The organism is Streptomyces sp. NRRL F-5126, assembly GCF_000721265.1.
GTDB lineage: Bacteria > Actinomycetota > Actinomycetes > Streptomycetales > Streptomycetaceae > Streptomyces.
The window spans coordinates 91343-106357 of record NZ_JOFZ01000010.1 but is presented as its reverse complement, the minus strand read 5'-3'; the positions used below and the strand labels follow the sequence as shown (position 1 = coordinate 106357).

At 72.6% G+C, this 15015-nt stretch carries 13 protein-coding genes; 12 read left to right on the top strand and 1 reads right to left on the bottom strand.

What is annotated here, in order from left to right:
• Positions 1 to 3: 3 nt before the first annotated feature.
• The gene (locus IH48_RS0121905) at positions 4 to 1356 is read left to right on the top strand and encodes a replication-associated recombination protein A (RefSeq protein WP_030907218.1); all 1353 of its coding nucleotides are present in this window, start codon (positions 4 to 6) and stop codon (positions 1354 to 1356) included.
• Positions 1357 to 1654: 298 nt separating this feature from the next.
• Positions 1655 to 2269, top strand: a complete 615-nt coding sequence (gene rpsD / locus IH48_RS0121900) for a 30S ribosomal protein S4 (RefSeq protein ID WP_030907215.1) — start codon at positions 1655 to 1657, stop codon at positions 2267 to 2269.
• Positions 2270 to 2390: 121 nt separating this feature from the next.
• Here rpsD and IH48_RS0121895 read toward each other — a convergent pair whose 3' ends face one another.
• On the bottom strand, positions 2391 to 4586 hold the full coding sequence (locus tag IH48_RS0121895; RefSeq protein ID WP_051840347.1) for an ATP-binding protein: 2196 nt from the start codon (positions 4584 to 4586) through the stop codon (positions 2391 to 2393).
• Positions 4587 to 4754: 168 nt separating this feature from the next.
• Here IH48_RS0121895 and IH48_RS0121890 point away from each other — a divergent pair, with 168 nt between their 5' ends.
• The 10 genes from IH48_RS0121890 to aroQ all read left to right on the top strand — a co-directional run bounded on the left by IH48_RS0121890 (position 4755) and on the right by aroQ (position 14967).
• The gene (locus IH48_RS0121890) at positions 4755 to 5186 is read left to right on the top strand and encodes a DUF948 domain-containing protein (RefSeq protein WP_030907210.1); all 432 of its coding nucleotides are present in this window, start codon (positions 4755 to 4757) and stop codon (positions 5184 to 5186) included.
• Positions 5187 to 5193: 7 nt separating this feature from the next.
• Entirely contained in the window at positions 5194 to 5541 is a 348-nt protein-coding gene (locus tag IH48_RS37110) for a DUF6167 family protein (protein WP_030907208.1), read from the top strand.
• Positions 5541 to 8213, top strand: a complete 2673-nt coding sequence (gene alaS, locus IH48_RS0121880) for an alanine--tRNA ligase (protein ID WP_030907206.1) — start codon at positions 5541 to 5543, stop codon at positions 8211 to 8213. Before IH48_RS37110 ends, alaS begins: the two co-directional genes overlap by 1 nt.
• The gene (ruvX, locus tag IH48_RS0121875) at positions 8210 to 8674 is read left to right on the top strand and encodes a Holliday junction resolvase RuvX (protein WP_030907203.1); all 465 of its coding nucleotides are present in this window, start codon (positions 8210 to 8212) and stop codon (positions 8672 to 8674) included. Before alaS ends, ruvX begins: the two co-directional genes overlap by 4 nt.
• Before the next feature lie 127 nt (positions 8675 to 8801).
• Positions 8802 to 10670, top strand: coding sequence for an endolytic transglycosylase MltG (gene mltG / locus IH48_RS0121870; protein ID WP_030907200.1), 1869 nt, complete (start codon positions 8802 to 8804; stop codon positions 10668 to 10670).
• Positions 10667 to 11545, top strand: coding sequence for a shikimate dehydrogenase (locus IH48_RS0121865; protein WP_037842916.1), 879 nt, complete (start codon positions 10667 to 10669; stop codon positions 11543 to 11545). The genes mltG and IH48_RS0121865 overlap by 4 nt, the downstream gene beginning before the upstream one ends.
• Positions 11546 to 11730: 185 nt before the next feature.
• Positions 11731 to 12915 (top strand): chorismate synthase, encoded by a 1185-nt coding sequence (gene aroC / locus IH48_RS0121860; protein ID WP_030907195.1) that lies wholly within the window; start codon positions 11731 to 11733, stop codon positions 12913 to 12915.
• On the top strand, positions 12912 to 13430 hold the full coding sequence (locus IH48_RS0121855; protein ID WP_030907194.1) for a shikimate kinase: 519 nt from the start codon (positions 12912 to 12914) through the stop codon (positions 13428 to 13430). The genes aroC and IH48_RS0121855 overlap by 4 nt, the downstream gene beginning before the upstream one ends.
• Positions 13427 to 14530 carry a 3-dehydroquinate synthase gene (gene aroB, locus IH48_RS0121850; protein WP_030907192.1) on the top strand — a complete coding sequence of 368 codons (1104 nt, stop codon included), beginning with the start codon at positions 13427 to 13429 and terminating at the stop codon, positions 14528 to 14530. Before IH48_RS0121855 ends, aroB begins: the two co-directional genes overlap by 4 nt.
• Positions 14527 to 14967: a type II 3-dehydroquinate dehydratase gene (gene aroQ / locus IH48_RS0121845; protein WP_030907191.1), complete on the top strand. Its 441-nt coding sequence runs from the start codon at positions 14527 to 14529 to the stop codon at positions 14965 to 14967. The genes aroB and aroQ overlap by 4 nt, the downstream gene beginning before the upstream one ends.
• Positions 14968 to 15015 lie beyond the last annotated feature (48 nt).

Genomic DNA, 15015 nt, shown 5'->3' with positions numbered 1-15015 from the left:
AGCGTGGAGCCCGACCTCTTTACCGCAGCGGCGGAAGACCGCCAGGAGAAGGACCCTTCCAGCAGCCCCCTGGCGGTCCGCATGCGCCCGCGCACGCTGGACGAGGTGGTCGGCCAGCAGCACCTGCTGAGGCAGGGCTCGCCGCTGCGGCGCCTGGTCGGCGAGGGCAGCGGCCCGGCAGGCCCGTCCTCGGTGCTCCTGTGGGGCCCTCCCGGCACCGGCAAGACGACCCTCGCGTACGTGGTGTCGAAGGCCACGGACAAGCGCTTCGTCGAGCTTTCCGCGATCACCGCGGGCGTCAAGGAGGTGCGGTCCGTCATCGACGGCGCGCGCCGCGCGTCCGGCGGATACGGCAAGGAGACTGTCCTCTTCCTCGACGAGATCCACCGCTTCAGCAAGGCACAGCAGGACTCCCTGCTGCCCGCCGTGGAGAACCGCTGGGTGACGCTGATCGCCGCCACCACGGAGAACCCCTACTTCTCGGTCATCTCCCCGCTGCTCTCGCGCTCACTGCTGCTGACGCTTGAGCCGCTGACCGACGACGACGTGCGCGCCCTGCTGCGGCGCGCGCTCGCCGAGGAGCGCGGCCTCGGCGGCGCGGTGGCGCTGCCCGGGGACACCGAGTCCCACCTGCTGCGCGTCGCGGGCGGTGACGCGCGGCGCGCGCTGACGGCGCTGGAGGCATCGGCGGGCGCCGCCATCGACAAGGGCGAGAAGGAGATCTCGCTGGCGACGCTTGAGGAGACCGTCGACCGCGCCGCGGTCGCCTACGACCGCGACGGCGACCAGCACTACGACGTGGCGAGCGCCCTGATCAAGTCCATCAGGGGCTCCGACGTGGACGCGGCCCTGCACTACCTGGCCAGGATGATCGACGCGGGCGAGGACCCCAGGTTCATCGCCAGGCGGCTGATGATCTCGGCGAGCGAGGACATCGGCCTGGCCGACCCGGCGGCGCTGCCGCTCGCGGTGGCCGCCGCCCAGGCGGTGGCCATGATCGGCTTCCCGGAGGCCGCACTGACCCTCAGCCACGCGACGATCGCCCTGGCTCTCGCGCCGAAGTCCAACGCGGCGACACTCGCGATCGGCGCGGCGCTCGAGGACGTCAAGAAGGGCGTGGCCGGCCAGGTGCCCGCGCACCTGCGCGACGGCCACTACAAGGGCGCGGCGAAGCTCGGCCACGCGCAGGGTTACGTCTACCCGCACGACGTGCCCGGCGGGATCGCCGCGCAGCGGTACCTGCCGGACGGGGTGGAGGACAGGCGCTACTACACGCCGACGCGCTACGGCGCGGAGGCGCGGTACGCGGACGTGGTCGAGAAGGTGCGCGAGCGGCTGCGCGGCGACGGCCCCTGAGCCCCGCCGGGGGCGGGACGGAGCACTGCCGACGGGCATGTACCCTGTACGAGAGTTCGTGTGCGCCCGGCTGCTGACGGCATCCGGGCGATCTCAGGCCCGTTGTCCACGGCAGACGTTCCCGGAACCGATGTCGAGGACAGGGACGCGGCTGACCATGAGCTGATCGGACCTCCGTCGATTCGGTGCCCCGCTTCTTGCCGGGGCTGTCCGTGATGCTCCTGGTGTTCCCAGGGTGAGACACGCGATCTCCTTGAACAAGGTGAGCCCAACCAACCTGCATGGAGGTCCGGAGAACGTGCCTAACCAGTCGCGTCCCAAGGTCAAGAAGTCACGCGCGCTCGGTATCGCGCTGACGCCGAAGGCCGTCAAGTACTTCGAGGCCCGTCCCTACCCGCCGGGCGAGCACGGCCGCGGCCGCAAGCAGAACAGCGACTACAAGGTCCGTCTGCTGGAGAAGCAGCGCCTGCGCGCGCAGTACGACATCAGCGAGCGCCAGATGGCCCGCGCCTACGACCGCGCACGCAAGGCCGAGGGCAAGACCGGCGAGGCCCTGGTCATCGAGCTGGAGCGCCGCCTGGACGCGCTCGTCCTGCGCTCCGGCATCGCCAAGACCATCTACCAGGCCCGCCAGATGGTCGTCCACGGCCACATCGAGGTCAACGGCCACAAGGTCGACAAGCCGTCGTTCCGTGTCCGTCCCGACGACGTCGTGATGGTCCGCGAGCGCAGCCGCAGCAAGGTCCCCTTCCAGGTGGCCCGCGAGGGCGGCAACGACACCGAGGGCGAGACCCCGCGCTACCTGCAGGTCAACCTGAAGGCCCTGGCGTTCCGCCTGGACCGCGACCCGCAGCGCAAGGAAGTCCCCGTGATCTGCGACGAGCAGCTCGTCGTCGAGTACTACGCCCGCTGAGCGGACGCCGTACCCGCGCCACGCGCCCCGAAGGCCCGCAGGCACCCCGCCCACCTCGGCGGGGAGCCGGCGGGCCCTCGCCGTTCCCGGGCCCCGTCCTGCCGCCCGGACGCCGCCGGCCTCAGCTCTCCCTGGACGCCGCGGGCCCGGACCGTGCCTCGCCCGCCTCGGCGCCGGCGTCCGCATCCCCTTCCCGCGCCTGCCCGCCGGGCCCCCGCAGCGCTCTCGCCACCGCCTCGGGCACCGGCAGGCGCCTGCCGCGCTCCACGCACGCCGCGTACCGGGCGGCCCCCAGCTCCTCGCGGCTCCGCCGCTCGCACAGCGCCTGCGGCGCCCCGAAGAAGCGCGAGCCGAACAGCGGCAGGCCGACCGAGTCCCACAGCTGCGACGCCGCCCCGTGCAGCACGGCGGCCTCCGCCGCGTCGCCCTCGCTCGCCGACACCAGCGCCACCAGCTCCATCGCCAGCACCAGTCCCACCAGGTCGTGGAAGGAGTGGTTGATCGTCAGGCACTCCGCCAGCAGTCCGCGTGCCGCCAGGTACCCGCCGTGCTCCCACTCGGCGTACGCCAGCACGTACAGTGCGTAGGCGCGCGCCCACCGCTCCCCGCTGTCCTCACACGCCTCGCGCAGCAGGACGCACTCCGCCACCGCGCGGTCGAGGTCGCCCTGGAACGCGAGCGCCATCGCCAGCTCGGCCTGGGCCATCAGCACGTTGCTGTTGACCTCCCCGAGCTCGCGGTAGGCGCGCAGCGCCGCGCCCAGCAGGTGCTCGGCGCGCGGCATGTCGTCCGTCAGCAGCGCGAGGCACCCCATCCGGTGCACGGCGTAGGCGTACGCCAGCTCGTCGCCCGTGCGCAGCGACTCGCGGCGGCACTCGTGCAGCGCGCCGACCGCCGCCGTCGTGTCGCCCTGCAGCAGCGACACGTAGCCCTGCACCCACAGAGCCTTCAGCCGCGCGCCGTCGTTGCGCGTCGACGCCCAGGACAGCGCGCGGTCGAGCCAGTGCCTGCCCTCGGCGAGGCGGCCGCAGCCCGCCCAGTAGAACCACAGGGTGCCCGCGAGGTGCTGCCCGATGTGCGCCTCCTCGGGCGTGGCCAGGCACAGGTCGAGCGCCGCGCGCAGGTTGGGCATCGCGCTCTCCGTGCCCGCGGCGACCTCCTCCTGGCGCGGCCCGTACCAGTCGAGCTCGTACCAGGTGGCGAGCCCCACGTACCAGTCGCGGTGCAGCCTGCGCCGCAGGTCGGCGTCGCCCACCTCCTCCAGCCACTGGGCGCCGTAGGCGCGCACGGTCGCCAGCATCCGGTAGCGGACACCGGCGGGCGTGGCATCCCTGATCACCAGCGACTGGTCGATCAGCGCGCCGAGCAGGTCGAGCACCTCGTCGGCCGGCAGGTCGGGGCCGCCGCACACGTACTCCGCCGCGTCCAGGTCGAACGGGCCGGGGAAGACCGAGAGCCGCGCCCACAGCAGGCGCTCCCGCGGCGTGCACAGCTCGTGGCTCCAGCCGATGGCCGTACGCAGGGTCCTGTGGCGGGGCAGCGCGCCCCTGCCGCCGTCCTTGAGCAGCGCGAACCGGTCGTCGAGCCGGGCGAGCAGCTGGTCGGGCGAGAGCGCGGCCAGCCGTCCCGCGGCCAGTTCGAGCGCCAGCGGGATGCCGTCGAGACGCGCGCACACCTCCGCGATCGCGCAGTCGTCGGTCGCCGACGGCCAAAAGCCCGGCACCCGCGCGGCGCCACGCGCCACGAACAGCTCCCGGGCCTGTTCGGGCGGCAGCGGCGCGAGCGCCACGGTCCGCTCGCCCTCGACGCTCAGCTGTCTGCGCCCCGTCGCGAGGACGCGCAGCCCGGGCGCGCGCCGCAGGAGGTCACGCAGGGCCGCGGCGCACGCGTCCGCCAGCTGCTCGAAGCCGTCGACGACCAGCAGTGCCTCGCGTTCCGCAAGGAACTCTCCGAGTACGTCGCGCGTGGGCCTCGGGCTCTGGTCGGTCAGGCCGAGCGCGTCGGCGAACGCGTGGTCGACGAGGTCCCCGTCGCGCAGCGCCGCCAGCTCCACGAGCCAGACACCGTCGCAGTACCGTTTTTGCCCGGAGTCCGAGCGCGCCGCTTCCGCCGCCGCCCGCAGAGCGAGCCGCGTCTTGCCGACCCCGCCGACCCCCACGACCGTGAGGAGCCGGTCCTGGCCGCTCTCCAGCAGTCCCACCAGATCGGCGAGTTCGCCGTCCCGCCCGACGAACGTCGACAACTCGGCGGGGAGGTTGCCGGGCCGCGTCCGCCCGGGAGCGCCGTGGCCGCTGTCCGCTCCGGATGTGCCGTGCATGAAACACAGAGCGTACTGAGGTGGTCCCGTTCCGTACAATCGGTCTTGACAGGCGCGCCCGTGCAGGACCGTAATGCGGTTCGGGGGGCGGACCGCGCCGCGATAGGGTCGGAGCACGACTTTGCGGACCCTGTCAGGCGTCCGCGACCAAGCAGGAAGCGGTGCGGTGTGACCGGTGGAGAGGTGGCCGGGATCCTGGTGGCCGTGTTCTGGGCGATCCTCGTCGCCTTCCTCGCCGTGGCGCTGGCGAGGCTGGCGCAGACGCTCAAGGCGACCACCAAGCTCGTGGCGGACGTGACGGAACAGGCGGTGCCGCTGCTCGCGGACGCGTCCGCGACGGTGCGCACGGCGCAGACCCAGCTGGAGCGTGTCGACTCGATCGCGTCCGACGTGCAGGAAGTCACCTCCAACGCGTCGGCGCTCTCGTCGACGGTCGCGTCCACCTTCGGCGGCCCGCTGGTCAAGGTCGCGGCCTTCGGCTACGGCGTTCGCCAGGCGATGTCGCGCAGGTCGCAGGAGCCCCAACGGGTGCCGGGGCCCCGCCAGGTGATCGTCGGCCGCACCGTATCCGGGGCGCGGCGCAGGAAGAAGAAGGGCTGATCCAGCGATGTTCCGCCGTACGTTCTGGTTCACCGCGGGCGCAGCGGCCGGCGTGTGGGCCACCACCAAGGTCAACCGCAAGATCAGGCAGCTGACGCCGGAGAGCCTCGCGGCGCAGGCCGCGAACAGGGCCGTCGAAGCGGGCCACCGGCTCAGGGACTTCGCGCTCGACGTCAGGACCGGGATGGTCAGCCGCGAGGCGGAACTGGGCGAGGCGCTCGGCATCGAGGCGTCCGAGCGCCCCGCGCTGCCCGTTTCCGAACCACCCCGGCTCGCCAGGGCCGTACGCGGCGCGGCAGACGCCCGCACCGCCCGCAGAAGCACCGAAGAACACAACCGGAATGAGGACCACTGATGGAGTCGGCAGAAATTCGCCGCCGCTGGCTGAGCTTCTTCGAGGAGCGCGGGCACGCCGTCGTCCCTTCGGCGTCGCTCATCGCGGACGACCCGACTCTGCTGCTGGTCCCGGCCGGCATGGTGCCCTTCAAGCCGTACTTCCTGGGCGAGGTCAAGCCCCCGTTCGAGCGGGCCACCAGCGTCCAGAAGTGCGTGCGCACCCCGGACATCGAAGAGGTCGGCAAGACCACGAGGCACGGCACGTTCTTCCAGATGTGCGGCAACTTCTCCTTCGGCGACTACTTCAAGGAGGGCGCCGCGAAGCTCGCCTGGGAGCTGCTCACCACCTCGCAGGACGACGGCGGCTACGGGCTCGACCCCGACCGGCTGTGGGTCACGGTGTACCAGGACGACGACGAGGCCGAGCGCATCTGGCGCGAGGTCGTCGGCTTCCCCGCCGAGCGCATCCAGCGCCTGGGCAAGAAGGACAACTTCTGGTCCATGGGCGTGCCCGGACCCTGCGGCCCGTCCTCGGAGATCTTCTACGACCGCGGCCCCGAACTCGGCGCCGAGGGCGGCCCCGCCGTCAACGACGAGCGCTACGTGGAGATCTGGAACCTGGTCTTCATGCAGTACATCCGCGGCGAGGGCACCGGCAAGGAGGACTTCGAGATCCTCGGCGACCTGCCGCAGCAGAACATCGACACCGGCATGGGCCTCGAACGCCTCGCGATGATCCTGCAGGGCGTGCAGAACATGTACGAGATCGACACGTCCATGGCGGTCATCGAGAAGGCCACCGAGCTGACGGGCGTCCGCTACGGCGCCGACCACGCCTCGGACGTGTCGCTGCGCGTCGTCACCGACCACATGCGCACGTCCGTGATGCTCATCGGCGACGGCGTCAGCCCCGGCAACGAGGGCCGCGGCTACGTGCTGCGCCGCATCATGCGCCGCGCGATCCGCAACATGCGCCTGCTCGGCGCCACCGGCCCGGTCGTCGCTGAACTCGTCGACACCGTCATCCGGATGATGGGTCAGCAGTACCCGGAGCTGGAGAGCGACCGGGGGCGCATCGAGACGGTCGCCCTCGCCGAGGAGGCCGCGTTCCTCAAGACACTCAGGGCCGGTACCAACATTCTCGACACCGCCGTCACGGACACCAAGTCCGCCGGCGCCTCGGTGCTCTCCGGCGACAAGGCGTTCCTGCTCCACGACACCTGGGGCTTCCCGATCGACCTCACCCTGGAGATGGCCGCCGAGCAGGGGCTGTCCGTGGACGAGGACGGCTTCCGCCGCCTGATGAAGGAGCAGCGGGAGCGCGCCAAGGCCGACGCCAGGGCCAAGAAGTCGGGCCACGCCGACATGTCGGCCTACCGCGAGGTCGCCGACGCCCACGGCGCCACCGAGTTCACCGGCTACCAGCACACCGCCGGCGAGTCGACGGTCGTCGGCCTCCTCGTGGACGGGGCCTCCTCCCCGGCCGCTTCCGAGGGTGACGACGTCGAGGTCGTGCTCGACCGCACCCCGTTCTACGCCGAGGGCGGCGGCCAGCTCGCCGACCAGGGCCGCATCAGGCTCGACACCGGCGCCGTCGTGGAGGTGCGCGACGTGCAGCAGCCCGTGCCCGGCGTGTACGTGCACAAGGGCACCGTGCAGGTCGGCGAGGTGACGGTGGGCGCTCCCGCGCACGCCGCCATCGACGTGCACCGCCGCCGCGCCATCGCACGCGCCCACAGTGCCACGCACCTCACGCACCAGGCCCTGCGCGACGCCCTCGGCCCGACGGCCGCCCAGGCCGGGTCCGAGAACAGCCCGGGCCGCTTCCGCTTCGACTTCGGCTCGCCGGCCGCCGTGCCCGGCACGGTGCTCGTCGACGTCGAGCAGAAGATCAACGAGGTGCTCAGCCGCGACCTGGACGTCCAGGCCGAGGTGATGGGCATCGACGACGCCAAGAAGCAGGGCGCGATCGCCGAGTTCGGCGAGAAGTACGGCGAGCGGGTGCGCGTCGTGACGATCGGCGACTACTCCAAGGAGCTCTGCGGCGGCACGCACGTGCACAACACCGCCCAGCTCGGCCTGGTGAAGCTGCTCGGCGAGTCGTCCATCGGCTCCGGAGTCCGCCGCATCGAGGCCCTGGTCGGCGTCGACGCCTACAGCTTCCTCGCGAAGGAGCACACGGTCGTCGCGCAGCTCCAGGAGCTCATCAAGGGCGCCCGGCCCGACGAACTGCCCGAGCGGGTCTCCGGCATGCTCGGGAAGCTGAAGGACGCGGAGAAGGAGATCGAGAAGTTCCGCGCGGAGAAGGTACTCGCCGCCGCGGGGGAGCTGGCCGCCGGAGCCAGGGACGTGCACGGCACGGCCCTCGTCACGGGCCAGGTGCCGGACGGCACGGGCGCCGACGACCTGCGCAGGCTCGTCCTCGACGTGCGCGGCCGCATCCCCGCGTCGAGGCCGGCCGTGGTCGCCCTGTTCACCACCGCGAACGGGCGCCCGCTGACCGTGATCGCCACCAACGAGGGCGCCCGCGAGCGCGGCCTGCGCGCCGGCGACCTGGTACGCACGGCGGCCAAGACGCTGGGCGGCGGAGGCGGCGGCAAGCCGGACGTGGCCCAGGGCGGCGGGCAGAACGCGGCCGCCATCGGTGACGCCATGGCCGCCGTCGAGCGTCTGGTGGCCGAGACCTCGTGAGGCGGGGCCGCCGCCTCGCGGTCGACGTCGGGGACGCCAGGATCGGGGTCGCCTCGTGCGACCCCGACGGGATCCTCGCGACGCCGGTGGAGACCGTGCCGGGACGCGACGTCCCGGCCGCCCACCGGCGGCTGCGGGCGCTGGTCGACGAGTACGAGCCGCTTGAGGTCCTCGTCGGGCTGCCGCGCTCCCTGCGGGGCGGCGAGGGCCCGGCGGCGGCCAAGGTACGCGCGTTCGCCCGCGAGGTGGCCAAGGGCGTGGCACCCGTCCCCGTGCGCCTGGTGGACGAACGCATGTCCACCGTCACGGCGGCGGGCGGCCTGCGGGCGTCCGGCGTGAACTCCCGCAAGGGCAGGTCCGTGATCGACCAGGCCGCGGCCGTCGTCATCCTGCAGAGCGCGCTGGAGACCGAGCGCTCCTCGGGCAGGGCCCCTGGCGAGGCCGTCGAGGTGGGCAGCTGATCGCGGTACGGTAACGTTCCGCCCGATTGCGACGGCATTCGAACAGCTGCCGCACAACAAAGAGGCGAAACGGCCGGCGCCACGAGTACGGCGGCCCTCCCCTCGCGGCTTCTTGGTTTGGGGATCGATGACCGACTATGGCCGGAGCTCCGGCTCCGAACCGTGGCACCCCGAGGACCCCTTGTACGGGGAGCAGGGGTGGGCGGCGCAGCAGGCCCCCCAGGGCGGCCAGGATCCGCAGTACTACAACCAGGGGGCCCAAGGGGCCCAGGGGCAGTACGCGCAGCAGCAGCCGTACGCGGGGGGCAACGACCCCTACCAGCAGCAGTTTCCCCAGCAGGGCCAGCAGTACCCGCGGGACCAGCAGGGCTACGAGACGGGACAGCAGTACCAGCAGCACTTCCCGCAGCAGCAGCCCGATGGGCAGCAGTACGCGCAGCAGCAGTACCCGTACCAGCAGTACCCCCAGCAGCAGTACCCGCAGCAGTACGCGGAACAGCCGCACTACCCGGCGCAGCCGGGCCAGGGCTACGGCGACGGCCAGGGCTACGGGGACTACGACCCGCGCTACGGGCAGCACGTGCCGCAGCAGTACGCCCCGCAGGGCCAGGACGCGTACCAGCAGCCGCAGTACGGTCCCGGGTACGGCGGCGGCTGGGACACCGGCGGACCGCAGCAGACCGGACCGCAGCAGGCCGTGCCGCAGCAGGCCGCGGCGGAACCGGAGCCCGAGCCGGCCGCCGAAGGAGCGCACGACGGCGGCTGGGACGACGAGCCGCAGGAGGAGACGCACCCGTTCTTCACCGGCGAGGACACCCCCCTGCCCCGCGCGGGCAGGCGCGGGGACGCCGATGACGGCGACGGCGACGAGGCCGACTACGACGGCGACCCGGGCCCCGGCAAGAAGCGCAAGGGCCGCAGCGGCGCGGCCTGCCTCGTCATCGCGGTCGTGCTGGCCGGCGGACTCGGCGGCGCGGCCTACTTCGGGTACGGGTTCTATCAGGACCATTTCGGCCCGCCGCCGGACTACGCGGGCTCCGGGACGAGCACGGTGCAGGTGACGATCCCCGACGGGTCGAGCGGTTCGCAGATCGCGGCGCTCCTCGTCAAGAACGGCGTGGTCAAGAGCGCGGGCGCGTTCGTCGTCGCGCAGAACAACGACCCCAAGGGCAACACGATCCAGGCCGGCGTCTACACGCTGAAGAAGCAGATGTCGGGCAAGAGCGCCGTCACGCTCATGCTGAGCCCGAAGAGCCGCACTTCGCTGATCATTCCCGAGGGCACGCGCGACGCCACCGTCTACGCGATGATCGACAAGCAGCTCAAGCTCAAGGCCGGCACGACGAAGTCCGTCGCCTTCAAGAAGGCGAAGTCCCTCGGCCTGCCGAGCTGGGCCGACGACGGCAAGGACATCAAGGACCCGCTCGAAGGCTTCCTCTTCCCCGCGAGCTACCCCGTGGGCAAGAGCTCGACGCCCGAGGACGTGCTGAAGAAGATGGTCGCCCGCGCGAGCGCCGAGTACGACAAGTACGGGCTGCCCGACAAGGCCAAGTCGGTCGGGCTCGACAACCCGTGGCAAGTGCTGACGGTGGCGAGCCTGGTGCAGGCCGAGGGCAGGACCAAGGACGACTTCCGCAAGATAGCGGAGGTCATCTACAACCGGCTCGACCCGGCCACGCAGGGGACGAACCAGCGCCTCCAGCTCGACTCGACCTACAACTACCTCAAGGGCCAGAGCAACATCGACATCAGCGAGTCGGCGGTCAACAGCAACCACGACCCGTACAACACCTATACGCGCAAGGGGCTGCCGCCTGGCCCCATCGACAACCCGGGCGAGGACGCCATCTCCGCGGTCCTCGACCCGACCAACGACGGCTGGCTCTACTTCGTGGCCACCGACGGCAACGACAAGACGGAGTTCGCCAAGACCAGCGCCGGATTCCAGCAGCTCAAGCAGAAGTTCAACAACCGCAAGAAGGGGACCGGCGGATGACACGAGGGGACGGCACCAAGGACGCGCCGCACCGCGCGGGCGTGCTCGGCTCGCCGATCGGCCACTCCCTCTCGCCGGTGCTGCACCGCGCCGCCTACGCGAAGCTCGGCCTGACGGGGTGGCACTACGACAGCCACGAGGTCGACGAGGCCGCGCTGCCCGGCTTCTTCGCCCGCGTTCCCGAATGGGCGGGTGACGCCCGTCCTGGGGGATTCTCGCTGACCATGCCGCTCAAGCGCGCGGTGATCCCGCTGCTCGACGAGATCAGCGACACGGCCGCGTCGGTGGAGGCGGTCAACACGGTGACGTTCGGGCCTGGGGCGCGCGCCAAGGGCGACAACACCGACATCCCCGGCATGGTGGCGGCGCTCGCCGAGCGCGGCGTGGGAACGGTCGAGTCGGCGGCCGTCCTCGGCGCGGGCGCCACCGCCTCGTCCGCCGTCGCCGCCCTGGCGAGCGTGTGCACGGGGCCCGTCACCGCGTACGTGCGCGGCGACGCGCGCGCGGCCGAGATGCGCGGCTGGGGCGAGCGGCTCGGAGTGGACGTGCGTACGGCGCCGTGGTCGAGGGCCGCGGAGGCGTTCGGCGCCGGCCTGGTCGTCGCGACCACGCCGGCGGGCGTGGCCGACGAGCTGGCAGGGAGCGTGCCGCCCGGCCCCGGCACGCTCTTCGACGTGGTCTACGACCCGTGGCCCACCCGGCTCGCCGCCGCCTGGGCGGCGCGCGGCGGCCGGATCGTCGGGGGGCTCGACCTGCTCGTGCACCAGGCCGTGCTCCAGGTCCAGCTGATGACGGGCGTGCCGCAGGCGCCGCTCGCGGCGATGCGTACGGCGGGCGAGGCCGCCCTGGCGTCGCGGCGGCGCGGGGCCGCTTAGCGCAGGCACGTCCGCCGCCCGGTCCGATGCGACCGACGCTCGGTCCGATGATCGGACGAGTCGTCCGTCCTGTGGACCGGCGGCCGGACCGCACGCCCCGCCGTGGGAGGATCGGGACACGGCGGGCCTGGCCCACGCATCCGGTCGCGCCGCAGCAGTTCCAGGCGCGGACATGAGGAGCACCGTTGAGCAGGTTGCGCTGGCTGACGGCGGGGGAGTCGCACGGACCCGCACTCGTCGCGACGCTGGAGGGCCTTCCCGCCGGCGTCCCGATCACCACGGACACCGTCGCGGACCACCTGGCCCGCCGGCGCCTCGGCTACGGGCGCGGCGCGCGCATGAAGTTCGAGCGGGACGAGGTCACCTTCCTCGGCGGCGTGCGGCACGGGCTGACCCTCGGCTCGCCGGTCGCGGTCATGGTGGGCAACACCGAGTGGCCCAAGTGGGAACAGGTCATGGCGGCCGACCCGGTCGACCCCGCGATCCTCGCCGAGCAGGCGCGCAACGCGCCCCTGACGCGCCCGCGCCCCGGCCACGCAGACCTCGCCGGCATGCAGAAGTACGGCCTCGACGAGGCCCGGCCGATCCTGGAGCGCGCCAGCGCACGCGAGACCGCCGCGCGCGTCGCGCTCGGGGCCCTCGCCAGGTCGTACCTGAAGGAGACGGCCGGCATCGAGATCGTCTCCCACGTCGTCGAGTTGGCGTCGGCCAGGGCGCCCAAGGGCGTCTACCCGCTCCCCGCGGACGTGGAGCGCCTCGACGCCGACCCGGTGCGCTGCCTCGACGCGGACGCGAGCAAGGCGATGGTCGCCGAGATCGACCAGGCGCACAAGGACGGCGACACGCTGGGCGGCGTCGTGGAGGTGCTGGCGTACGGGGTGCCGGTCGGCCTCGGCTCGCACGTGCACGCCGACCGCAAGCTCGACGGGCGCCTCGCGGGCGCGTTGATGTCCATCCAGGCCATCAAGGGCGTCGAGCTGGGCGACGGCTTCGACCTGGCCCGCGTGCCCGGCTCGCAGGCCCACGACGAGATCCTCGTGACCGAGGACGGCATCAGGCGCGCCTCGGGACGCTCCGGCGGCACCGAGGGCGGGCTGACCACGGGCGAACTCCTGCGGGTGCGTGCCGCGATGAAGCCGATCGCGACGGTGCCGCGCGCCCTGGCCACCGTGGACGTCGCCACCGGCGAGCCCGCCAAGGCCCACCACCAGCGCTCCGACGTCTGCGCGGTGCCCGCCGCGGGGATCGTCGCCGAGGCCATGGTCGCGCTCGTGCTTGCCGACGCGGTCGCCGAGAAGTTCGGCGGCGACAACGTCGTGGAGACCCGCCGCAACGTGGCGTCCTACCTCGAACACCTGGCGATCCGGTGACGGGGCCCCGGGTCGTCCTCGTCGGCCCCATGGGCGTGGGCAAGTCCACGGTCGGGCAGCTGCTCGCCGGCCGTCTCGGCGCGTCCTACCGCGACACGGACGCGGACATCGTCGCCGCCGCCGGCAAGGAGATCTCCGACATCTTCCTGGACGAGGGCGAGGCCCACTTCCGCGAGCTCGAGCGTGCCGCCGTGCGGGCCGCGCTCGCCGAGCACGCCGGCGTGCTGTCGCTCGGCGGCGGCGCGATCCTCGACGCGTCGACGCGCGAGCTGCTCGGCGGGCTGCCGGTGGCCTACCTGTCGATGGAGGTCGCGGAGGCGGTCAGGCGCACCGGGCTGAACGTGGCGCGCCCGCTGCTCGCCGTCGTCAACCCGCGGCAGCAGTGGAAGCAGCTGATGGAGGAGCGGCGCCACCTCTACACGGAGGTCGCGCGCGCGGTCGTCGCCACCGACGGGCGCACGCCCGAAGAGGTCGCGGACGCCGTACTCGACGCACTGGAACTGGGGAAGGCATGACGGAGCACACAGCGGAGCACGCGGTCACCCGCGTCCAGGTCGGCGGCACTGCGGGCACGGACCCCTACGAGGTGCTCGTCGGCCGGCAACTGCTCGGCGAACTGCCCGGGCTCGTCGGCCGCGCGAAGCGCGTCGCCGTCATCCACCCGGAGGCGCTCGCGGAGACGGGCGAGGCGCTGCGCGGCGACCTCGCCGAGCAGGGGTACGAGGCGATCGCCGTCCAGGTGCCCAACGCGGAGGAGGCCAAGACCGCCGAGGTCGCCGCCTACTGCTGGAAGGCGCTCGGCCAGTCCGGGTTCACGCGCACCGATGTGATCGTCGGCGTCGGCGGCGGCGCCACCACGGACCTCGCCGGGTTCGTCGCGGCGAGCTGGCTGCGCGGGGTGCGCTGGATCGCCGTCCCGACGACGGTGCTCGGCATGGTCGACGCGGCCGTGGGCGGCAAGACCGGTATCAACACCGCCGAGGGCAAGAACCTCGTGGGCGCGTTCCACCCGCCGGCCGGAGTGCTGTGCGACCTCGCGGCGCTCGACTCGCTCGGCCGCCACGACTACGTGAGCGGCCTCGCCGAGATCATCAAGGCCGGATTCATCGCCGACCCGGCGATCCTCGACCTCGTCGAGTCCGACCCCGAGGGCGCACGCACCCCGGAAGGACCGCACACGGCCGAGCTGATCGAGCGGTCGATCCGCGTGAAGGCCGAGGTCGTCTCCAGCGACCTCAAGGAGTCGGGCCTGCGGGAGATCCTCAACTACGGCCACACGCTGGCGCACGCCATCGAGAAGAACGAGCGGTACAAGTGGCGGCACGGCGCCGCGGTCTCCGTCGGCATGGTCTACGCCGCCGAACTCGGCCGCGTCGCGGGGCGGCTCGACGACGCGACCGCCGACCGCCACAAGGCGGTGCTCGGCTCCGTGGGCCTGCCGCTGACCTACCGGGGCGACCAGTGGCCCAAGCTGCTGGAGACGATGAGGGTCGACAAGAAGTCACGCGGCGACCTGCTCCGCTTCATCGTGCTCGACGGACTCGCCAAGCCCTCGGTCCTCGAAGGCCCCGACCCGGCGTTCCTGGTCGCCGCCTACGGGGAGGTCTCGGAGTGACGCGGCGGGTCCTGGTGCTCAACGGCCCGAACCTCGGCAGGCTCGGCTCGCGCGAGCCCGACATCTACGGTGCGACGACGTACCGCGGCCTCGTCGAGACGTGCGAGACGTTCGGCAAGGAGCTGGGCCTCGACGTGGAGGTCCGCGAGACGAACGACGAGGGCGAGATGATCCGCTGGCTGCACGAGGCCGCGGACGGCCGCCTGCCGGTCGTTGTCAACCCCGGTGCGTTCACGCACTATTCGTACGGCATGCGGGACGCGATGTCGCAGCGCACCGCCCCGCTGATCGAGGTGCACATCTCCAATCCGCACGCGCGCGAGGAGTTCCGGCACAACTCCGTGGTGGCGTCGGTCGCGAGCGGCACGGTCGCGGGCTTCGGCATCGGCTCCTACCGGCTCGCGCTGCGCGCGCTCGCCGAGGAGCTGACGGACTGACGGGCGCCGGCCGAGCTGACGGCGCCCGGCCGCGCTGACGGCGCGGCG